Annotated in this window: 17 protein-coding genes; 10 read left to right on the top strand and 7 right to left on the bottom strand. The window is 73.3% G+C overall.

Features of this window, described 5'->3' with window-relative positions; translation table 11 throughout:
• Positions 1-49: 49 nt before the first annotated feature.
• Genes OG776_RS11760 through OG776_RS11750 form a run of 3 tightly spaced genes read left to right on the top strand, consistent with a single transcriptional unit; the run spans position 50 to position 2,423 of the window.
• On the top strand, positions 50-1,162 hold the full coding sequence (locus tag OG776_RS11760; RefSeq protein WP_148013065.1) for a sensor histidine kinase: 1,113 nt from the start codon (positions 50-52) through the stop codon (positions 1,160-1,162).
• Complete coding sequence (locus tag OG776_RS11755) at positions 1,159-1,851, top strand: response regulator (RefSeq protein WP_148013064.1); 693 nt, start codon at positions 1,159-1,161, stop codon at positions 1,849-1,851. Before OG776_RS11760 ends, OG776_RS11755 begins: the two co-directional genes overlap by 4 nt.
• Positions 1,848-2,423: a DUF4232 domain-containing protein gene (locus tag OG776_RS11750; protein ID WP_329320492.1), complete on the top strand. Its 576-nt coding sequence runs from the start codon at positions 1,848-1,850 to the stop codon at positions 2,421-2,423. Before OG776_RS11755 ends, OG776_RS11750 begins: the two co-directional genes overlap by 4 nt.
• A 100-nt stretch (positions 2,424-2,523) precedes the next feature.
• On the opposite strand, the gene OG776_RS11745 is transcribed toward OG776_RS11750, so the two are convergent.
• A complete protein-coding gene (locus OG776_RS11745; RefSeq protein WP_148013062.1) occupies positions 2,524-3,588 on the bottom strand; it encodes a lipoyl protein ligase domain-containing protein in 1,065 nt (354 codons plus the stop codon).
• 575 nt (positions 3,589-4,163) lie between these two features.
• On the opposite strand from OG776_RS11745, the gene OG776_RS11740 reads away from it, so the two are divergent.
• The 7 genes from OG776_RS11740 to OG776_RS11710 all read left to right on the top strand — a co-directional run bounded on the left by OG776_RS11740 (position 4,164) and on the right by OG776_RS11710 (position 14,770).
• The gene (locus OG776_RS11740) at positions 4,164-4,688 is read left to right on the top strand and encodes a lamin tail domain-containing protein (protein WP_148013061.1); all 525 of its coding nucleotides are present in this window, start codon (positions 4,164-4,166) and stop codon (positions 4,686-4,688) included.
• A 410-nt stretch (positions 4,689-5,098) separates the two neighbouring features.
• Positions 5,099-6,919: a gamma-glutamyltransferase family protein gene (locus OG776_RS11735; protein WP_329320489.1), complete on the top strand. Its 1,821-nt coding sequence runs from the start codon at positions 5,099-5,101 to the stop codon at positions 6,917-6,919.
• A 126-nt stretch (positions 6,920-7,045) separates the two neighbouring features.
• Positions 7,046-7,891 carry an inositol monophosphatase family protein gene (locus tag OG776_RS11730; RefSeq protein WP_148013059.1) on the top strand — a complete coding sequence of 282 codons (846 nt, stop codon included), beginning with the start codon at positions 7,046-7,048 and terminating at the stop codon, positions 7,889-7,891.
• Positions 7,892-8,565: 674 nt separating this feature from the next.
• Positions 8,566-10,332 (top strand): endonuclease/exonuclease/phosphatase family protein, encoded by a 1,767-nt coding sequence (locus OG776_RS11725; RefSeq protein WP_329320487.1) that lies wholly within the window; start codon positions 8,566-8,568, stop codon positions 10,330-10,332.
• A 29-nt stretch (positions 10,333-10,361) separates the two neighbouring features.
• Complete coding sequence (locus OG776_RS11720) at positions 10,362-12,332, top strand: phosphocholine-specific phospholipase C (protein ID WP_329320485.1); 1,971 nt, start codon at positions 10,362-10,364, stop codon at positions 12,330-12,332.
• A gap of 389 nt (positions 12,333-12,721) precedes the next feature.
• Positions 12,722-14,131 carry a phytoene desaturase family protein gene (locus OG776_RS11715; protein ID WP_148013056.1) on the top strand — a complete coding sequence of 470 codons (1,410 nt, stop codon included), beginning with the start codon at positions 12,722-12,724 and terminating at the stop codon, positions 14,129-14,131.
• Between the two features lie 129 nt (positions 14,132-14,260).
• Complete coding sequence (locus OG776_RS11710; protein WP_148013055.1) at positions 14,261-14,770, top strand: O-acetyl-ADP-ribose deacetylase; 510 nt, start codon at positions 14,261-14,263, stop codon at positions 14,768-14,770.
• 257 nt (positions 14,771-15,027) lie between these two features.
• Here OG776_RS11710 and OG776_RS11705 read toward each other — a convergent pair whose 3' ends face one another.
• The 6 genes from OG776_RS11705 to OG776_RS11680 all read right to left on the bottom strand — a co-directional run bounded on the left by OG776_RS11705 (position 15,028) and on the right by OG776_RS11680 (position 21,849).
• A complete protein-coding gene (locus tag OG776_RS11705; RefSeq protein ID WP_329320481.1) occupies positions 15,028-16,752 on the bottom strand; it encodes an MFS transporter in 1,725 nt (574 codons plus the stop codon).
• Between the two features lie 31 nt (positions 16,753-16,783).
• Positions 16,784-17,239: a MarR family winged helix-turn-helix transcriptional regulator gene (locus OG776_RS11700; protein WP_148013053.1), complete on the bottom strand. Its 456-nt coding sequence runs from the start codon at positions 17,237-17,239 to the stop codon at positions 16,784-16,786.
• A gap of 135 nt (positions 17,240-17,374) precedes the next feature.
• Complete coding sequence (locus OG776_RS11695; RefSeq protein ID WP_148013052.1) at positions 17,375-19,240, bottom strand: M1 family aminopeptidase; 1,866 nt, start codon at positions 19,238-19,240, stop codon at positions 17,375-17,377.
• A gap of 358 nt (positions 19,241-19,598) precedes the next feature.
• Positions 19,599-19,970, bottom strand: coding sequence for a YybH family protein (locus tag OG776_RS11690; protein ID WP_148013051.1), 372 nt, complete (start codon positions 19,968-19,970; stop codon positions 19,599-19,601).
• Between the two features lie 46 nt (positions 19,971-20,016).
• Complete coding sequence (locus OG776_RS11685) at positions 20,017-20,730, bottom strand: SDR family NAD(P)-dependent oxidoreductase (RefSeq protein ID WP_148013050.1); 714 nt, start codon at positions 20,728-20,730, stop codon at positions 20,017-20,019.
• A gap of 189 nt (positions 20,731-20,919) precedes the next feature.
• Positions 20,920-21,849 (bottom strand): LysR family transcriptional regulator, encoded by a 930-nt coding sequence (locus tag OG776_RS11680; protein ID WP_187285953.1) that lies wholly within the window; start codon positions 21,847-21,849, stop codon positions 20,920-20,922.
• Positions 21,850-21,863: the final 14 nt, after the last annotated feature.

Raw genomic sequence — 21,863 nt, 5'->3', positions numbered from 1 at the left:
CTCCACAGGTCTGACGCGAGCGGCCGAACGGCCGTCTATCGTGCGGGACATGACGCTGGACCCGGCCTCACGCCGACAGCTCGCCGACACGGCCCTCGCGATCGTCGTCGGCGCCCTCGTCATGACCGCCGCCGCCTTCGACGAGGGCACCGCACCCGCCGACTACGCGCTGACGGCCGTCGCCTCCCTCGCCCTCGCGGGGTACCGTCACGCACCACGCGGGGTGCTCGTCGTCAGTACGGCCGCCACGACGGCGTACGTCGTGCACGCGCACCCCGGCCCCCTCGCCGCCCTGCCCGTCCTGTGCGCCGTCCACACCGCCGCGCGCGCCGGGCACCGGGGTGCCGGGGCCCTCGCGAGCGCGGTGTTCCTGGCCGGGTACGTCGCGACGGGCCCCACCCGGCAGGAGATCGTCGAACGCGCCGGCCTGCTGGCCGGCTGGTTCCTGTGCGCCTTGGTCACGGGCCTCGCCGACCGCAACTGGCAGGCCTACCTGCGCCAGACCGAACAGCGCGCGCTGGAGGCGGAACGCACCCGGGAGGAGGCCGCCTTGCGCCGGGCGGGCGAGGAACGCCTGCGGATCGCCCGCGAGTTGCACGACTCGCTCACGCACAGCATCTCCATCGTCAAGCTCCAGGCCGGTGTCGCCGTCCATCTCGCGCGCAAACGCGGCGAGGAGGTGCCCCCCGCGCTGCTCGCCATCCAGGAGGCGGGCGGCGAGGCGATGCGCGAACTGCGGTCCACGCTGGAGGTGTTGCGCACCGACGAACCGACCGGCACCCCCGCGCAGCTCGTGGAGCGGGCCCGCGCCGCCGGCCTCGCCGTCGAACTGGCGGTCGGCGGCGACGCACGACCGCTGCCGGAGACGGTGGACCGCGCCGCCTACCGCATCGTCCAGGAGGCGCTGACCAACGCCGCGCGCCACGCGGGCCCCGCCGAGGTGACCGTCCGGCTCGACTACTCGGCGGCCGGGCTGGCGATCTCGGTGGACGACGACGGCGGCGCCGACCCCTCCCGTCCGCCCACGCCCGGCATCGGCCTCACCGGGATGCGCGAGCGGGTCACGGCCCTCGGCGGCACCCTGCGTGCCGCCCCGCGTGTCGGGGGAGGCTTCTCCGTGCACGCCCGACTGCCCCTGGGGACACCGGAGGACGGATCGTGATCAGAGTCGCGCTCGTCGACGACCAGGCGCTGATGCGCGCCGGATTCCGTGCCCTGCTGGACGCCGAGGACGGCATCGAGGTGGTGGGCGAGGCCGCCGACGGGGAGCAGGGGCTCGCGCTGGTCCGGGCCCGGCGGCCGGACGTCGCCCTCGTCGACGTGCAGATGCCGGTGATGTCGGGCATCGAGGCGACCCGGCGGATCGCCGCCGACCCGGGACTGTCCGCGGTACACGTCCTCATCCTCACCAACCACGGCCTGGACGAGTACGTCTTCGAGGCGCTGCGGGCCGGGGCCGACGGCTTCCTGCTCAAGGACACCGAGCCCGCCGACCTCCTCCAGGCCATCGAGATCGTCGCGCGCGGCGAGGCCCTGCTGTCCCCGTCCGTGACCCGCACGCTGATCGGCGAGTTCGTCGCCCGGCCGCCGGACCGGACCACCGCACCGGGCCTGGAGTGCCTCACCCGCCGCGAACGCGAGGTGACCGCGCTCGCCGCGCGCGGCCTCAGCAACGAGGAGATCGCCGCGCACATGGTCGTGAGCCCGTTCACGGCCAAGACGCACATCAGCCGTGCCATGACCAAGCTGGGCGCCCGCGACCGGGCCCAACTCGTCGTGTACGCCTACGAGTCGGGTCTGGTGACGGCCCGGGCGGGCGCTCCCCGGCGGCGTGCGATGATCGGCGAATGACCGTGCCGCGCCCGAGCCCGCCGTGCCCGAGGCCGATCCGCCGCGCCCTCCTCGCCGGTGCGCTGGTGTTCGCCGTCGCCGGTTGTGGCTTCTTCTCGGAGCCCGACCACCGGCCCCTGACCGTCCACTCGCCCGCCGTCGCGGTCCCGAGGGCCGCCGAGTGTCCGCCGTCCGGTGTGCGCGTCGACGCCGGCCGGGTCGACGCGGCCATGGGACTGCGGGCGATGACGCTCACGCTCACCAACTGCTCCGGGCGCCCGTACCGACTGAACGGCCACCCCTCCGTCCGCGTCCTCGACGAGAAGGGCGCCGCGCTCACCGGAGTGCGCACCGTCCAGGGCACCGACCAGGTGCCCATGGCCCCGGAGGACCCCGGGGCCCACCCGCTCACCCTGGACCCCGGCGAGAGCGCGCGGGCGGCGCTGTACTGGCGGATGGCCGCCGAGAACGGCACCTACCTGAAGGTCGTCCCGCAGCCGGGGCGCGCCGCGGTGAACGTACGGCCGCCGGAGACCCTCGACATCGGGCCCGAGAACACGCTCGGCACGACGGCGTGGACGTCACCGTCCTGAGCGAGGCCCGGCCCGGGCGGGTCCGGCGCGGGCGACGTCGCCGCAGTCACCCGCGTCCTCGTCGGGGCAACTCCCCCTCCGCCGGAACCGGTCGCGCGGACTACGGCACCCGGGCCGTCCACTCCGGCGACCCGAACTTGGAGCGCGCGAGCTCCTCGGCACGGGCCAGTTCCGCGGGTGTCACCGCGCCGTCCGTGAGGCCGTAGCGGCCGCGGAAGGACTCGATCATCCGCCCGATGACCTCCTCGCGTGCCAGCCCCGTCTGCCGGCGCAGCGGATCCACCCGCTTCTTCGCGCTCCCGATGCCCTTGTCGGAGAGCTTCTCCCGGCCGATGCGCAGCACTTCGAGCATCTTGTCGGCGTCGATGTCGTACGACATGGTCACGTGGTGAAGCACGGCGCCGGGCCCGCCGCCCGGACCGACCACCCGCTTCTGGGCAGCGCCCGCGATCTTCCCCTGGTCCGTCGCGATGTCGTTCAGAGGCTGGTACCAGGCCCTGATCCCCATGTCACCGAGCGCCCCGAGCACCCAGTCGTCGAGATAGGCGTAGCTGTCCTGGAACGACAGGCCCTGGACGAGCGCCTCCGGGACCGAGAGGGAGTAGGTGATGGTGTTGCCCGGCTCCACGAACATCGCCCCGCCGCCGGAGATCCGGCGCACCACCTCGATGCCGTGCCGCGCGGCCCCGTCCGGGTCGACCTCGTTGCGCAGCGACTGGAAACTCCCGATGATCACGGACGGCGCGCCCCACTCCCACACGCGCAGGGTCGGAGGGCGACGGCCGGCGGCGACCTCCGCGGTCAGCACCTCGTCGAGGGCCATGTGCAGCGCGGGGGACTGCGGCCCCTCGTGGATCAGCCGCCAGTCGTAGTCCGTCCAGTCGGTGGCGTGGGCGAGCGCCCTGCGCACCGCGGTCGCGACGCCTTCCGGGGTCAGGCCGTACATGACCGTGCCCTCGGGCAGCCCCGCCCGGACGCGGGCCGCGAGGCCCGCCGCGTCCGTGTCGGCGGGCGCGCCCTCCAGCGCGCGGTTCACGGCGTCCAGCGCCTCGTCCGGCTCGAGGAAGAAATCGCCCGCCACGCGTGCGTGACGCAACAGCCCGTCCTCGACGTCCAGGTCCACCACGACGAGCTTGCCGCCGGGGATCTTGTACTCACCGTGCACCGATGCGCCTCCGTTCGTTCCACCGGCACCAACGCCGACCTGCGGGGATTGATTCCGGTCCGCCGGCTCGCGAGCACGCGAGTCGGCCGATCCGGCCGGACCGGGCCGAATCGAGCCACCGATCCGGCCGGACCGGGCCGGGCACCCGTGGCGGCACCCGTGAGGCCCGGTTCCCGGCCGCCGTGCGGCACGCGGGATCGCACACGTCGTCAGTTCTGGTTCAGATATTCGCACATGACCGTATTTCGGCTGTTACTTGCCGAAGTGGTCTCCGGTGGGGTGCGGGCCGAAGGTCCGGGGGGCCCGCGCGATGGGGGAAACCGCTTCCCTCGCGGTGCCGGACGGGTGGGTGTGCCGTCCCGCGAACCGCGTCCGGCCTCGCGGGGAGTTCATTGAACGCTGCAGGCGACCGTCACGGAAATGTCCGTATACGGCAACATGAAACGGTGCAACTCCCACCGGGCCCGGCGAGCGGCCACGCTATGAGTCCTCGGCACCCGCCGGGAACTCGCACAGCGCCCACCCCGGCCGTCCAGAACCGGCCGGTCCCTGGGCTCGTACTTCAGGGGAGCCTCATGTCCTCTCGTTCGATCCGCCGTATCGCCGCCGCCACCCTCGTCGCCGGCACCGCCCTCGGCGCGGCCGCACTTCCCGCTTCGGCCCAGTCCACCGCCCGGCCGGACGGGTACCGCTCGGGTGTGGTCATCAGCGACGTACAGTCCGACTTCCGGGGCTTCGGCGACCACGGCAACCGCTCCCTGAACAGGGAATGGGTCGACGTCACCAACACGTCCCGCCACCGCGTGAACCTCGACGGCTGGACCTTGTCGGACCGTGACGGCCACACCTACACCTTCCGTCACTACCGCCTCGACGGCCGTGCCACGGTCCGTGTCCACACCGGGGTCGGCCGCGACACCTACCGCGACCTCTTCCAGGACCGCCGCACCTCCGTGTGGGACAGGCGGTCCGACACCGCGACCCTCCGCAACGACCACGGCCGCTACGTGGACTCCGCCTCCGTGGGTGACCGCCACCACCGCGACCACGACGGAGACCACCGGGGCGACCGCGGCGGGCGCCACGGTCACGGCCACTGACGTCCCCCCCGCCGGTGGCCGCGCGACGGCCACCGGCGACCGCCCGTGACGTCCACCGCCGTCCGGCCGGCTCCGCGCCTGCGCTACCATGGATCATGAGCTCGCCCGCCGAACTGTCGGTGGCGGGCCCGGCGTTGGTGGTCCAAGGAAAGACGTCCCGCTTCCTGCGGGGAGATGCAGGTGCAAGGCCTGCCCGGCGCTCGACACGGCCCCGCCCTCCGAAGTACCGGAGGGCGGGGCTTTTCCGTGCGTGCCGGCGGCCCCGGCCGGCCGGGGCCCGTGTCGGCGCGACCGGCGGCGCCGCGGCCCTGTTGCCCCGACCGCCCGGGAAGGGGCGCCCTGCCCGAGGCGGGCCGGGAGTGCCATAGTCGGGGCCGAGTTGATCGCTCCGCACAGCGAGGTGACGCAGCATGTTCACGACCCGACCGACCCTCCAGGGCACCTTCGGCATGGTGTCCTCCACCCACTGGCTCGCCTCGCAGTCCGCCATGGCCGTCCTGGAGGACGGCGGCAACGCGTTCGACGCCGCGGTCGCCGCCGGCTTCGTCCTGCACGTCGTCGAGCCGCACCTCAACGGACCCGCGGGAGAGGTCCCGATCCTCCTCGCCCCGGCGGGCGGCGCGGTCCGGGTGCTCTGCGGGCAGGGCGGGGCGCCCGCCGGGGCGACGATCGCGCACTACCGGGAACTGGGTCTGGAGCTCGTACCCGGAACCGGCCCGCTCGCCGCGGCCGTCCCCGGCGCCTTCGACGCGTGGATGCTGCTCCTGCGCGACCACGGCACGAAATCCCTCGCCGACGTCCTGAAGTACGCGATCGGATACGCCGAGGACGGGCACGCGCCCGTGGAGCGGGTCGGGGAGACGGTCGACGTCGTCCGCGAGCTGTTCGAGACGGAGTGGACCTCGTCCGCCGAGGTGTACCTGCCGGACGGGACGCCGCCGCGGCCCGGCGAGCTCTTCCGCAATCCCGCGCTCGCCGCCACCTGGCGGCGACTGCTCGCCGAGGTGTCCGCGGCGGGGGACCGCGAGGCCGAGATCGAGGCGGCACGGGAGGTCTGGCGCACCGGATTCATCGCCGAGGCCCTGGTGCGTCAGGCCGGACGGCCCACCATGGACACCAGCGGCGAGCGTCACACCGGCACCCTGACGGCCGCCGATCTCGCCTCCTGGTCCGCGGCCTACGAGGCGCCGGCGACCTACGACTGGCGGGGGTGGACCCTGTGCAAGGCGGGCCCCTGGAGTCAGGGCCCGGTCCTCCTGCAGCAGCTCGCCCTCCTCCCGCGGGAACTGCCGCCGCACGGCTCCGCCGACTACGTCCACCTGCTCGTCGAGGGCTGCAAACTCGCCATGGCCGACCGGGAGGCCTGGTACGGGGACGCGGCCGAGGTGCCGCTCGACGCGCTGCTGTCGGACGACTACAACGCGGCACGCCGGGCCCTCGTCGGCGACGAGGCCTCGTACGAGCTGCGCCCCGGCGCCCCCGGCGGGCGCACCCCGAGGATGAGCGGCCACGCCCGGCGGACGGCCTCCGGGGAGCAGGGCTTCGACGCGCTGGCGGTACCCGGCGCCGGCGAACCCACCGTGGCCGGGAGGACCGTGGAACCCGAGGTGACGCCGGACGGCTCCACCCGCGGCGACACCTGCCACCTCGACGTCGTGGACCGCTGGGGCAACATGGTCGCGGCGACCCCCAGCGGCGGCTGGCTCCAGTCCAACCCGGTCGTCCCCGAACTGGGTTTCCCGCTCGGCACCCGGCTCCAGATGGCCTGGCTGGAGGAGGGGCTGCCCAACTCCCTGACGCCCGGCCGCCGTCCGCGCACCACGCTGACGCCCTCGCTGGCGTTGCGCGACGGGGTGCCCGTCATGGCGTTCGGCACCCCGGGAGGAGACCAGCAGGACCAGTGGCAGACCCACTTCTTCCTGTCCGTGGCCCTGCGCGCCGAGGTGCGCGGCGGGCTCGACCTCCAGGGCGCCATCGACGCGCCCAACTGGCACAACGACAGCTTCCCCGGCTCCTTCTACCCGCGCGGCATGCGGCCCGGCAGCCTCACCGTCGAGTCCCGCACCGACCCGGCCGTCGTCGGGGAACTCCGGCGCCGCGGCCACGACGTCCAGGTCGCCGACGCCTGGTCGGAGGGCCGGCTGTGCGCGGTGGCCCGGGATCCGCGCACCGGTGTGCTGTCCGCGGCGGCGAATCCCCGGGGGATGCAGGGATACGCGGTCGGACGGTGAGTCCGGACGGCGGTCGCGGGTCCTGACATTCCGGCCCCGGCCGGGCGCACCGGGAATTCACCCCTAATCCACCTCAAGTGCACCGGACGGGCGGGGATTGTCAGTGGCGCGTGCTGTCATGGAGCCATGATCGGACACATCGAAACCATCGACGAGTTTCTCGCTCAGCGCACGGCCGACGTGGAGGAAGCGGTCCGCCACGCGGCCGCCACGGAGATCATGCCGCGCTTCAGGCAGCTCGCGGCGCACGAGATCGACCAGAAGAGCGGCCCGCACGACCTCGTGACGGACGCCGACCGCAGGGCCGAGGAGTACCTGACCGAGGCGCTCGCCCGGCTGCTGCCCGGGTCGGTCGTGGTCGGCGAGGAGGCGGTCCACGCCGACCCCGCGACCTACGACGCGATCCAGGGCGCGGCGCCGGTCTGGATCGTCGACCCGGTCGACGGCACCCGCCAGTTCGTCCGCGGCGAGTCGGGATTCTGCACGCTCGTCGCCCTCACGCTGGGCGGCGTGGTCCACGCGTCCTGGACCTACGCGCCGGCCCGTGACCAGTTCGCCGTCGCCCTCCGCGGCCGGGGTGCCCGCCTCGACGGACGGCCGCTGCGCTCCCGTTCGCCCGAGCCCGGCCGTGACCTGGAGATAGCCACCTCGCACCCCGACTACACGACGGACGAGCAGAAGCGTGCCCTCCTCGGGCTGAACGCCGAGGGTGTCCGGCCGCGACCGTGCGGCTCGGCCGGGCTGGAGTACCTGGCCGTCGCCCGCGGCGAGTTGGACGCGACCGCGTTCTCCTGGGAGGCGGCCTGGGACCACGCGGCGGGTCTGCTGCTCGTCGAGGAGGCGGGCGGCGCGCATCTGACGCTCACGGGCGAGCCGTTCCGCGTCACCGGGGGCAACGCGCTGCCGTTCACGGCGGCCCGGGACGAGGCGACGGCCCGCCGGGTGCGGGGACTGCTGGCCGCGGGAGCCTGAGCCCGCCCCGGGAGCGACGCGGTTCGCCCGGCGGGCCGTGCTCCCCCCCTGAGGTGAGCCGGTTCGGCCCTGGCCGGCGCCCGGGTCCGCCTCCGTGCGGCGCGGGGTCCTGACATCGGGTGGTTCGTGGCCTCTCCGTTCGGCGCCGCGGGCGGGCGGGTCCGCGCCCGCGCGGCGCACGGGGTAGGGCCCGTACGGGACCGTGAGCCGGCCATCACTTGGTCCACGCGCACGTCCTACGGTCCACGAGCGCGTCCTCGCGCGGTCCACGAGTGCGTTCCCGCGCGGGCCGCCGGCCGGTGCCGGTGTGCTCCCGTGACGGGTTTCGCCCGGCCCTCGCTGTGCACAGCGAGGGCGTCACCCAGGGAGGGGAGCGGCAGGCCGTACGTCTCTTTACGGCGGCGCGACGGAACGGGACCCGGCGGACCCCGCAGGTCCGGCGGAGAGTTGAGAGGGAGGGGAAAACGCAGCTCGGAGGGGTTTTCCGGTCGGATTCCGGGCTTCCGGACCGGACGCGTAAACCTGAGAGTTCCGTCTTCTCCCCGGGCGGAGGCAACCTCTCGTTCATGGCCCCGTCGCCGAAGGACGGCTTGCTGTGGAGCGAAGTTATCTAGACAACTTTGCTCACCCGGGGGTCGCCGCGGCGGCACCCGGGGCGGAGAGGACCCAACACCGTGTCATCCCTCTCACAGGCCGCCGCTTCGGGGAGCAGCATCGCGATCGCGTCCACGACGCCCCCGCCGCGCGGTACCGAAGTGGCCTTCAGCTGGGCGACGGACGATCCCGACCCCAAGAACTGGATCGGCGTCTATCCCGCCGACCGGCTGCCCGCCACCGGCAGCAGCTCCCTCGTGTGGGCCTACGTACCCGGCGCGTCCGGGCGGACCACCCTCGACACCTCCGGTCTGAGCGGCGGCCCGTACATCGCGTACCTGCTGGCCAAGGACGGCTACGGCGTCCTCGCCAGGACCGAGCCCTTCAGCTTCGAGGGCGCCCCGCTCGGCGACTCCGTCGAGCTGACGACCCCCGCCCCGCACGAGGGCGACAAGCTCTCCTTCCACTGGACGACGGGCGCACCCGACCCGAAGAACTGGGTCGGGGTGTACGACGGCGACCGCCGGCCGGGTCACGGCTCCTCCCTCGCCTGGGAGTACACCCCGGGTGCCTCCGGTGACATCACCCTCGACACCTCGGGCCTGAGCGGCGGCCCGTACACCGCGTACCTGCTGGCCATGGACGGTTACGGGATCCTCGCCAGGACCGCCGCGTTCACCTTCGCCGTACGGCCCGTGATCCCGCGCCCGCACGCGGTCGTGGACGCCGTCACCACCGAACCGCAGACCGCGGGCCAGGAGTTCTCGGTGAAGCTGGGCGGTCTGTGGATCAGGCCCGAGGGCAACGCCGCGGGCAGCGCGACCTTCCGGCGGGTCGGCGGCGACCCCTGGCTGTCGGTCGCCGCGGACGGCACGGTCGGCGGCAGGGCTCCGCGGGTCGCGCCCCGCAGGCCCGGCCGGCTGGTCGCCGCCGTCACCGACAGCGCCGTCGGCAGCGACACCGTCACCGTCCAGGTCCCGGTGCGCACCGCCCGCGAGCGGCTGCGGCTGAAGGTGGCCACCCTGAACCTCTGGGACGCCGGCACGCACGTCGACGGCTTCCTGGAGAAGCAACTGCGGCTGACGCTCACCCAGGGACTGGACGTCGTGGCGCTCCAGGAATGCGGTGACAGGGCGGCCGAGGACCTCGCCGGGGCGCTCGGCCGGCACGTGTACCGGTCCGGCGGCCTCGGCATCGTGAGCCGCTACCCGCTGAGCGACGTCGTCGCCCCGACCGCGGCGCTGCCGGCGGCGGCGGCGACCCTGCACCTGCCCGACGACCGTACGGTGCGCCTGTGGACGGCGCGGCTGGACGAAGCCGACTACGGGCCGTACGCGCTGTCGGCCGGCCGGACGTCCGCGCAGGTCGAGGCGGCCGAGAAGGGGACGGCCCGCTACCGGCAGGTGCAGGCCCTGGTCGCCGCCCTGCGGCCGGACCTCGACTCCCGTACCCCCGTGGTGCTGGCGGCCGGTCTCGCCTCACCGTCCCACCGCGACTGGACGAACCGGACCGCGTCCGCGCACGGCGGAGTGGGCCGGGTCCGCTGGCCCGTCACGGAGGCGCTGGAGAAGGCGGGCCTCGTCGACGCCTTCCGCGAAGCCCACCCCGCCCCGGAGAAGGCACCCGGCATCACCTGGTCCCCCGTCAGGCCGCGGCGCGAGGACGGCGGCGGGGCCGAACCGCAGGACCGGATCGACCAGATCCAGTACGCGGGGCGGCTCAAGGTCGTCGAGGCGCACAGCCTGTTCACCGGCTGGCCCCGGCCGGTGCCGGACACCGCGGCCAACGGCTGGCCCTCCGACCACGCGGCCGCCGTCGTCACCTTCTCCCTCTCCGCCCGCGGCTGACCGCCGACGTCCCGAAGGACCTGCCTCCCATGACCGAGATCAGCCGCCGTACCTTCATCGGCACCACCGCGGCCGGCGCCGCGATAGCCGCCGGACTCCCCGGCACGGCGGAGGCCGCGGCACGCGGCAGCCGCCACGGCAGCATCGACGACGTCAAGCACGTCGTCGTCCTGATGCAGGAGAACCGCAGTTTCGACCACTACTTCGGCACCCTGGGCGGGGTCCGGGGATTCGGCGACCGCCAGGCCACCGTCCTCTCGAACGGCGACCCGGTGTTCCGCCAGCCCGCCGGCGGCCGCGAGGAGGGCCACCTCCTGCCCTTCCGCATGGACACCACCAAGTACAACGCGCAGAACGCGGCCGGACTCCCGCACGACTGGGACAGCGGACACTCGGCCGTCAACAACGGCGCCATGGACAAGTGGGTCGCCGCCAAGGGCGAACGCACCATGGGCTACTTCACCCGCGCGGACATCCCCTACCAGTACGCGCTGGCCGACGCCTTCACCCTCTGCGACGGCTACTTCTGCTCGCTGAACGGGCCCACCGATCCCAACCGCCTCTATCTGTGGACCGGAACCGCGGGCCCCGGCGTGGACGGCACCACCGGCCCGTGGACCGACAACACACCGGTCACGGACAACCCCGTGGCGGACTGGACGACGTACGCCGAACGCCTGGAGAAGGCGGGCGTCAGCTGGCGGGTCTACCACAACCCCGACGGCTCCGACGAGCGTTACGGCGACTACGACGACAACGCCCTGTCCTACTTCAAGCAGTTCCACGAGTTCCCCAAGGACGACCCGCGGTACGTCAACGCGATGACGAAGTGGGACCTCACCGCGTTCGACCAGCACTGCAAGGACGGCACCCTGCCCACGGTCTCCTGGCTGGTGGCCCCCTTCCTGTTCTGCGAACACCCCGACGCGAGCCCCGACTACGGCGCCCACTGGGTCGACACCGCGCTGCGGTCGCTGTTCTCCAACCCCGACGTGTGGAAGCACACCGTCTTCCTGGTCATGTACGACGAGAACGACGGCTACTTCGACCACGTCATCCCGCCCTTCCCCGAACCCGGCACCAAGGACGAGTTCGCGGGCGGCAAGGCCATCGGCCTGGGCAGCCGGGTGCCGCTGTGGGTGGTCTCGCCGTGGTCGCGCGGCGGCTGGGTCAACTCCCAGGTGTTCGACCACACTTCGGTGGTCCGCTTCCTGGAGCGTGTCACCGGCGTCCACGAACCCAACATCTCCGACTGGCGGCGCACCGTCTGCGGCGACCTCACCAGCTGCTTCGACTTCACCGCGCCCGACTACGACATCCCCAGGCTGCCCGACACCGTCGCCCTGATGGCCAAGGCGGACGCGGGCAGTTCGCTGCCGCCGGTCAAGGTGCCCGACGAGCAGTCCATGCCCGCGCAGGAGGAGGGCCACAGGCCGCACCGCGCCCTGCCGTACCGGCCGTGGGCGGACGTGAAGGTCGACCGGACCACCGGCCAGGTCACCTGCACCCTCACCAACGACGGCAGCGTCGGCTACCACTTCACCGTCCTGCCGAACACCGCCCTGCCCTTCACCGGCACGCCCTTCACGGTCCCGGCGCGCTCCTCGCGGACCCATGTCTGGGAGGCCGCCGACACCGACGGCCGCTACGACTTCTCCGTGTACGGCGCCGACGGCTTCGTCCGCCGCTTCTCCGGCACCGTCGTCCGCGCGGGACAGGACGATGTGGCGGTGCCGTCGGTGACGGCGGCGCTGCGGCACCCCGGACGCCCGGAGCAGGCCTCGGTCGAACTGGAACTGCGCAACGACGGCGGTACCCAGACGTCGTTCACGATCACCCCGAACGACTTCGCCGGCGAGGAGCGGACGGTCTGGGTCGGGGCGGGCGACCGGACCCGCGTGACGTGGCGCACCGACGCGGGGCGGTACGACTTCACGGTCACGGCGGCCAGCGGGACCCGGTTCGTCCGGCGCTACGCGGGAACCGTCCACGCCGTGTGAGCCACCGCCACCACCGGGGATCGGGGATCGGGGACCGGGGACCGGGACCGGGGACCGACGGCCAGTGGTCCCCGAACCCGGGAGCCGGTCGGCCCCGGGAGCCGGTCGGCCCCGGCCCCGGCCGTGCTCCGGCTCAGGTCGTGTTCCGGTTCCGGCAGGGGCTCCGGCCCGGTCGTGCTCCGGCCCCTGCCCGGTCGTGCTCCGGTCGTGCTCAGGTCCCGCCCGTCCAGGCCGGGCGGCGCGGCCGACGGCGGGTCCCGCGCGCGGTCAGGTGGCCGGGGGCTCCGCGGCGCGCGGGTTCCCACCCCGCGCCGCCGGGCCCCTCGGCCCTCCGGCATATCCTGGTGGCCAGTGGCCGTCGGCGACGAAGGAGTCCGAAGGTGCCGTCGATGCTCGATGCCGTCATCGTGGGTGCGGGGCCGAACGGGCTGACAGCTGCCGTGGAACTGGCCCGCCGGGGCTTCTCCGTGGCCGTCTTCGAGGCGCGGGACACGGTGGGCGGCGGCGCCCGCACCGAAGAGCTGACGCTGCCCGGATTCCGGCACGACCCCTGCTCGGCCGCCCACCCGCTCGGGGTCAACTCACCCGCGTTCCGCGCGATGCCCCTGGAGCGCTACGGCCTGGAGTGGCTGCACGCCGACCTCCCCATGGCCCACCCGTTCCCGGACGGCTCGGCCGCGGTGCTCGCGCGCTCCGTCGCGGAGACGGCGGCCTCGTTCGGACCGCGTGACGCCGGGGCCTACCGCAGACTGGTCGCGCCCTTCCTGCCCCAGTGGGACACACTGGTCCACGACTTCATGTCCCTGCCGCTGACCGCGCTGCCCCGCGACCCGGTCACCCTGGCCCGCTTCGGCCTCACCGGACTGCCGCCGTCCACCTGGCTGATGCGGCGCTTCCGGGACGAGCGGGCCAAGGCCCTGTTCGCCGGGCTCGTCGCACACGTCATCGCCCCGCTGGACGGCATCGCCACCGGCGCCGTCGGCCTGGTCTTCGCCCTCGCCGCGCACGCCCGCGGCTGGCCCGTCGCGCGCGGCGGCTCCCAGTCGATCTCCGACGCGCTCACCGCTTACCTGCGCGACCTCGGCGGCGCTGTCCACACCGACTACGAGGTCAAGCGCCTCGACGACCTGCCGCCCGCCCGCGCCTATGTCTTCGACACCTCGCCCACCGCCCTGTCCCGGATCGCCGGTTTCGGCCGCTACTACGACAACTACCGTTACGGGGCGGCCGTGTTCAAGGTCGACTACGCGCTGGACGGTCCCGTTCCGTGGACGGCCGAGGAGGCCCGGACCGCCGGGACCGTGCAGGTGGGCGCGAGCCGCGCCGAGATCGGTGCCGCGCTGAACGCCGCCTCGCGCGAGGGCCGGGCCCCCGACGCCCCCTTCCTGATCACCGTGCAGCCCAGCGTCGTCGACCCCTCCCGGGCACCCGCGGGACAGCACGTCTTCTGGGCGTACGGGCACGTCCCGCACGGCTGGACGGGTGACCTCACGGACGCGATCGAACGTCAACTGGAGCGGTTCGCACCCGGATTCCGCGACCGTGTCCTGGCCCGCGCGACCGCCGGGCCGCCCGAAATCGCCGCGCGCAACGCCAACTACGTGGGCGGCGACATCGCGTGCGGCGCCGCCTCCGGGCTGCAGCTCCTGCTGCGCCCCCGGCTGACCGCGTCGCCGTACACCACCCCGCACCCGGCCGTGTTCATCTGCTCCTCGGCCACGCCGCCGGGCCCCGGCGTGCACGGCATGGCCGGGCACAACGCGGCGAAGGCCGTGTGGCGCCGCCTGCGACAGGGCTGACCGCGCACGCGCCACGGCGGCGGCACGGACGTGCCGCGGACGCGGCGCCGGCCCGCTCCGGGCGAGGGCGGCCCGGCGGCGGCCGGGGGACAATGCGAGGAGAACCCGTCACGAGGAGGCCGAGCCGTCATGACCGTCATCACCCTGGTCCGGGGCGACATCACCGGACAGAGCGTCGACGCGATCGTCAACGCGGCCAACTCCTCGCTGCTGGGCGGCGGGGGAGTGGACGGAGCCATCCACCGCAGGGGCGGCCCCGCCGTCCTGGCGGACTGCCGCAGGCTGCGCGCCTCGCACTACGGCAAGGGCCTGGCCACCGGCCGTGCGGTCGCGACCACCGCGGGCGACCTGGACGCGCGGTGGGTGATCCACACCGTGGGCCCGGTCTTCAGCGACACCGAGGACCGCTCGCACCTGCTGGCCTCGTGCTACCGCGAGTCGCTGCGCGTCGCCGACGGACTCGGCGCCCGCACGGTCGCGTTCCCCGCGGTCTCGGCCGGTGTGTACGGGTGGCCGATGGAGGACGCCGCCCGCGTCGCGGTGCGGACGGTGCGGGACACGGAGACGGCCGTCGAGGAGGTCAGGTTCGTGCTCTTCGACGAGCGGGCCTACGAGGCGTTCGCCGCGCAGGTCGGCTGACGCCTGCCGGGACACGGCACCGCGGGCGCGGAGCCGGGGCGGGAATCCGTGCGCCGCACGGGATGGACGTCCGCGCCGCGCCCGGGCCCTGTCCCGACCCCAGCGGCCGTCGTCCGGCCGGTCCTGGGCGGGCGGCGCCCGGGGGCGCGGGACGGCCGGTGCCGGCCGGGCCGTTCGTGGAGGCGTCCGGACCGTCGTGACCCCTGCCGGGCCGCGGGCTGAGGCCGGGCACCGGCGACCGGTGCCCGGCCGGCCGCTCAGCCGGAGGCGGCGGTGCGCAGTTCCGCCAGGGTGGCCGCGGTCAGCGGCCGGGGCGCGCTGTCGGGGTCGACGAGCACCACCGAACAGGCCGCCGTGTGCGTCAGCGCGCTGGTGAAGCTCCCGTCGGCGAACTGCGCCAGCGGACCGCGGGGCGAGCGGCCCACGGCGACGGTGCCGGCCCGGACGTCGGCGGCGTGCCGGGCCAGGGCGCGGCCCGCGGCGGCGTGGTCGCCGACGCTGGTGAGTATCTGGCCGACGGCGGGAATGCCGTGTGCCGCCAGCCGGTCGAGATGGGCGGTGACGGCGGAGCGGGCCTGGTCGGCGGTCTCGACGTCCACCGCCTGCTCCTCGACCACGGCGGTCTGCTGGACATGGACGACCTCCAGGGCCGTGCCCGTGTCCCGGGCGAGCCGGGCCGCGGTGTCGACGATGACGGCCGCCCGGTCATGGGCGCCGACGGCGACGATGAGCGGCGGGCCGGCGGTGGCCGCGGCGGTGCCGACCGGCGTGAGCGTGGGCCCGACGGACTCGCCCTGCCCGGCCGTCTGTTCGGCCCTGCGGAGCAGACCATGGCCGCTCGCCAGGACCGGGACGGCCACGACGAAGGTCGCGGCCCCCAGGTAGAACGGGACGCTGAGATCGGTCGCGTCGGCGAGCTTTCCCGCGACGTAGGGGGCGAGGCCGCCGCCGATGAAGCGGAGGAAGCCGTAGGCGGAGGAGGCCACCGGCCGCTCCACGGGCGAGACGAGCATGACGGCCTGGGTGGTGAGGGTGTTGTTGATGCCGATGAACGCGCCGCTGACGACGACCGCCACGATCACCACGCCGGGCGAGTCGACGCCGGCCGCGATGACCGCCATGACGATCCCGAGGCCGAGCAGGTTCGCGTACAGCACCGGGGCGGTCCCGAACCGGGCCTGCAGACGCGGCGCGAAGAACACGCTGAAGGCCGCCACCAGCAGACCCCACCCGGTGAAGACCAGTCCGAGCTGGTGCGCGCTCAGCTTCATCGGGTACGGGGCGTATCCGAGCATCGTGAAGAAGCCCCAGTTGTAGAGCAGGGCCATGATGCCCATGGTCAGCAGTCCGCGGTGACGCAGCGCCCTGAGGGGGGCGAGCGGCGAGGTCGGCCGCTTCGGTTTCGGCAGGGCCGGGACGAAGGCGAGGGTCGCGGTCAGGGCGACCGCCATCAGGACGGCGACGCCGAAGAACGGGCCGCGCCAGCTGATGGCTCCCAGTTCGCCGCCGAGCAGCGGCCCCACGGCGATACCGAGGCCGAGGGCGGTCTCGTACAGGATGATCGCGCCGCCGAAGCCGCCGCTCGCGGAGGCGACGATCACGGCGAGCGAGGTGGCGATGAACAGGGCGTTGCCGAGTCCCCAGCCGGCCCGGAAGCCGACGATGCCGTCGATGGAGCCGGAGGAGCCCGCGAGCGCGGCGAAGACGACGATGACGGCCAGCCCCACGACCAGGGTGCGCTTGGCGCCGAGGTGGCTGGAGACCCAGCCGACGAAGAGCATGGCGACGGCCGTGACGATCAGGTAGCTGCTGAAGAGCAGGGAGACCTGGCTGGGCGAGGCGTGCAGGCCCTCGGCGAGGGCGGGCAGGATCGGGTCGACCAGCCCGATGCCCATGAACGAGATGACGCAGGCGAACGCGACGGCCCAGACGGCCCTGGGCTGCTTGAACGGGCTCGCGGCCCTTCCTTGCGGTGCACTCATGTGCGGTCTCCGTGGTGTCGCGGGGGACGGGTCAGGAGCGGGAACGGCGGTCGTCGATGACCCGGGCGAGTGCCGGCAGCGCGACCCGGACAGCCCGCTGTTCCGGTTCGCTCAGGTCCTCGATCAGCCGGCGCAGCGCCTCCGCGCGCTCGGCCCGGCGCCGTCGGAACACGTCCAGGCCCTCGTCGGTGGCCTCCACCAGCACGCCCCGGCCGTCGCTGTGGTCGGCGGCGCGCCGGACCAGGCCCGCCCGTTCCATCCGGGTGACGAGCTGGGTCATGTTCGGCTGGGAGACGTTCTCGGCCCTGGCGAGCTCGGTCAGCCGCTGCGGCCCCTCCCGGCCGAGCCGGCTCAGCGCGGAGGAGGCCGCCGTGCTCAGACCGCCGGTGACGGCGCTGCGCCGGACGTAGCGGACCAGCCGCTCCACGGCGGTCATCAGATCCTCCGCCGGCGCCGGTGTGCCCGTGTCCATAACCCGCTTATGCATAACCGTATGATGCATCTAGATGTATGAGGAAACAACATCTCGTCCCGAACGCCCGTCCTCCTCGGACGGCGTCACCCGCGGGGGTGCGCCGCGGGTGACGCCGGGAGGCGTCCGCCGCGGCGCACCGGTCGGCCGTCAGCCGTCGATGCGGTGCTGGGTCCAGAAGGAGGTCAGGTCCGTGGTCGTGGCGGCCTGGGCGGCGGCCTTGAACTCGGACGTGGTCGAGACCCCGTACCAGTGCGAAGTGGCGTAGTCCTTCAGCAGTTTGGCCATGACGGTGTCACCGAGGACGCGGCGCAGGTCGTGCAGGGCGCACTTGCCGTAGCCGTAGACCACCGTGGAGTACCGGGAGGAGTGGGCGTCCCAGTAGGCCATCGAGTTGGTGATCTTCTCCGCGGACGAGGCCCAGGAGACGCTGTTCCAGCAGTTGGTGCCGGTCTTGTTCTGCGCCAGGTCGGTGGCGTAGTCCGTGAACGCCTCGTCGAGCCAGGGGCTGTTGTACTCGTCGTCGCCGACGATCCCGTAGAACCACTGGTGTCCGATCTCGTGGGTGAGCGCCGTGGTGCTCACCAGGTCGAGGACGAAGCCGGGGTACTCCATGCCCCCGAACCAGTAGTTGTTGTCGATCACCGCGTCCAACTCGCCGTACGGGTAGGCGCCGAAGCGTGCGGCGTGGGCGTCCACCGCGGACTTGGCGGTGGAGAGTATCGACTGGGAGTCGGAGGAGCTGATGCCCGAGACGGAGTAGATGTTGATCGCGGTGCCGGCGGGGGAGGTGCCGGAGATCTTGCTGAACGGACCGGCGGCCCAGGCGAAGTCGCGGACCTTGGAGGCGGTGGCCGTGGTGACCGTCCGGCCGCTCGATCCCGGGGTGTCCACCGAGGTGCCGGTGGCCGGGACGAGCAGGCTCGTCGGGTGGTCGAGGGTCACCTTGAAGTCGGCTGCCAGCGAGTAGAAGGACTCACCGTTGTTCGTGTACGGGTCCAGGTGCCAGCCGGCCCCGTCCTTGACCGCGAGTACGGGCAGCGCGTTGCCGATGTTGACGAAGGCGCCGTCGTAGCCGAAGCGGTCGGCGCCGCTGGGCACGGTGATCGTCAGGTCGAAGCCGATCGTCGCGCTCTGGCCCTGGGCCAGCGGTGACGCCAGGGCGATCCGGAGGGCGGTGCAGCCGACCGAGAGGGCGCCCGCGGTGCCGCCGCTGACATTGCTGACGGTGATGGGCGTCGCGGAGCAGGTGCCGTGGTAGTTGTCCCACAGCCTCAGGTACACCTCGCTGAGCGCGGTCGAGGAGGCGTTGGTGAACGTCGCGCTCTCATGACCGGTCCAGGTGGTGCCACTGGTGTTGCTGCTCAGGCTGACGATGTACGAGGGCGCGGCCGGCGTGCGCGTGGAGTCCGCGGGCGGGGTGGTGCTGCCGGAGGTGTCGAGGGCGACGTCGTCGAGGACGAAGCTCGTCCTGAGGCTGGAGTCCTCGGTGCCGGTGAAGGCGACGGTCACGGTCTGGCCCGCGAACGCCGAGACGTCGAAGGACTTCTGCGCGTAGCCGGTGTTCTTGTTGAGGTTCGAGTACGTCGCCAGCGTCGTGCTGCCGATCTTCGCCGTCAGCTTGTCGTACGCGGTGGACGTCGTCGTCTCGGTGGTGTCGATGTGCAGCCAGAAGGTGAGGGTGGCGGAACTGCAGCCGGCCGGGATCGTGACGCTCTGCGAGAGGGTGTCGGTGTGCGTGCTGCCCACACCGTCCAGCCAGGCGAAGGAGGTTCCGCCGTGGGCGCTCTGGCCGGTGCGCGAGGTGATCACACTCGTCGAGGACTGCGTCCAGGGCGAAGTGCCGCTCTCGAAACCGCCGTTGGCGACCACCTGGGCGGGGGTGCAGGCGTCGGCCGCGGCCGACGGAGCGGCGGGCGGCGCCGCGGCGGCGGGCGCGACGGGCAGCAGGGCGGCGGCCAGCGCGGCGACGGCGAGTGCGGCCGTCGCGAGGGCCTTGTGGGGGGTCGGTCTCACGCGAACTCCTTTGAGGCGGCCGGGATTCCGGCCTGCTCGGTGGCCGTCCGTCCGGCTCGGGTGCGCCGGAGGGCAGCCGGGGGCTGCGCGCGTCGCTGGCGCGAGCGCGGTGGTGAGATGTCCGCCGTGTCCCCCTGGGGTCGGGGTGACGGCTGCCGGAAGCCTGGCAGATTTGACCAGGGCATGCCATCCGTGATGAGTAAAAGTGTGCGGCACGGGCCAGTTGGGCCGGAAGAAGGGGCGCCGGGAGCGGGAACACGGGTGCGCCGTCCTGCCGGGCAGACAGGACGGCGCACCCGTGATCCCGTGTCCCCGGCCGACGCGGGCGGGCGTCGCCGCGGGCCGGGGGCCGGAGGGGTCAGCCGAGGTGGGAGACCTGGTAGTGGGCGATCCGCCAGCCCTCCTCCGTGCGCTGGACCAGGACCGCGAGGGTGACCGCGAGAGTGGGCCGGTCCGTGAAGGAGAAGTCCACCGCCAGGTAACCGAGTACGAGGTCGTCGGCGGGGCGCCGGGTCTCCAGGATCCGGTACGCGGCCCTCAGCCCGAGCGGCTGGGAGTCGTAGTACGCGGCGACGCCCGCTCGTCCGACGCTGTACGGGCGCAGTCCCTGGAAGATCGCGTCTTCGGTGAACTGGGCCGCCACCAGCTCCGGTTCGTGGCTGTCCACGGCGGCCTTCCACCGGTCGAGGACGTCGCGCAGGACCGCCTCGCTGTCCGTCGTGCTGTTCATCGGGGGCCTTCCCTCGGGGTGCGTAGTGGTTTGGGGTGACGCGGGCTCAGTGGCCGGCGCTCATACCGCCGTCGACGTGGAGGATCTCGCCGGTGACGAAGGGGGCGTTCTCCAGGTAGACGACCGCGTCCGCCACGTCGCTCGCCTCGCCCATCCGGCCCACGGGGTGCAGGGAGGCGAGTACCTCGTGGGTCTCCGCGGGGTGCATCGGCGTCTTGATGGTGCCGGGGGAGACCGCGTTGACGCGGATGTTGCGGGTGGCGTACTCGATGGCGAGCGACTTGGTGGCGGACTGGAGGCCGCCCTTCGTCAGGGAGGCGAGAACGGAGGGGACGTTGTGGTCCGCGTTGTCGACCAGGCTGGTGGTGATGTTGACGATGTGGCCGCCCCCCTGGTTCAGCATCTGCTCGACGGCGAGCTGGGTGAGGCGGAAGAAGCCGGTCAGGTTGATGCCGATGACGGCGGCGTAGTCCTCCGCCGTGTAGTCGGTGAAGGGCTTGGCGACGAAGATGCCCGCGTTGTTGACGAGGGTGTCGATCCGGCCGAAGCGTTCGATGCCGGCGGCGATCACGCGCTCGGCCGTGGCGGGATCGGCGATGTCGCCCTGGACGGTCAGGATGCCGGCGTCGTGGGACGGGGCGATGGTGCGCGAGGTGGCGACGACCGCGTAGCCGAGCTTGCGGTACGCCTCGGCGATCCCGGCACCGAGACCCTGCGAGGCACCGGTGACGACTGCGACCTTCTGGTCCTGAGAGCTCATGATGACTTCTCCGATATCGGGGTGGGGGTGGCGTGACCGGTCCCGGCCGAGTGGGCTAGCCGACCGGTCGACTATTTGGACCGTAGGGTGCGCGAGGGGCGAAGTCAAAGGCCACGCGGCGGTGACCAGGGACGGATTTCCTCCCAGTTGGAAGGCGCGGCCTCCCAGGGCAGGTCGGAGGGGGGCGGCTCAGGCCCGGTGCCGGTGGGGATCGCCCTCGGGCAGCCAGGAGCCGGGGCTGTCGAGGCCGAGGTCGCCGACGTCGGCGCAGAGGGCCTCCATGGCGGCCAGGACCGCGGGCCGGTCCTCGTTCTCGCGCCGGACCAGGGACCAGGTCCAGAGGGGCCGCGGTGCCACGACGGGGCGCTGGACCAGGTCGGGGGGCAGCGGGGTGGTCTGGCCCTTGGGCGAGTTGACGACCGGACGGCCGCTGCGGCGGACGTGGTCGAAGAACGCGGGACCGGTGACGCCGCCGTCGGAGATGCGCACCGCGCGGGCGCCGGTGTCGCGGGCCAGCAGCTCGGCGTAGACGTTCCAGGACGACCAGGAGGTGGCGTCGTCGTCGATGAGCACCGCGGTGTCCTGGGCCGCCACCTCGCCGGTGTCGTCACCGGTGGAGACGGCGTAGAGCCGGTCGGCGCCGAGGAGCCGGGCGTGCAGACCACGCCGTTCCAGCTCCTCGGTCCGTACCCAGCACACCGCGAGGTCCAGGCTGCCGTCGGCGACCCGGGCGGCCTGGGTGTGCGAGGGGGCGATCCACGCGTCGAGGTGGAGCCGGGCCACTCCCGCGGTACGGGCGGTCAGGTCCGGCGGGAGCCAGTTGACGTAGCCGAGCCGCACGGATTCCGATCCGGAGAGCCGTTCGGCGCACCGCTGGAGATCCTCGGCCCGTTCCAGCAGGGCGCGGGTGGGCGGGAGCAGGGCCGCCCCGGCCGAGGTCAGCGAGACCGACCGGCGATCGCGATCGAACAGCCGTACGCCAAGGTCGCGTTCGAGCGCCTTGATCTGCTGGGACAGCGACGGGCCCGCGATCAGCAGGCGTTCGGCGGCCCGGCCGAAGTTCAGTTCCTCGGCGACGGCGACGAAATACCGCAGTTGACGCAGTTCCACGTCCGTCATGCTACGTCGCTGCG

Source organism: Streptomyces sp. NBC_01689, assembly GCF_036250675.1.
In the GTDB taxonomy this organism is placed as follows: Bacteria; Actinomycetota; Actinomycetes; order Streptomycetales; family Streptomycetaceae; genus Streptomyces.
Note: the sequence above shows the minus strand (reverse complement) of the source record. Positions and strands in the feature narration are given on the sequence as shown.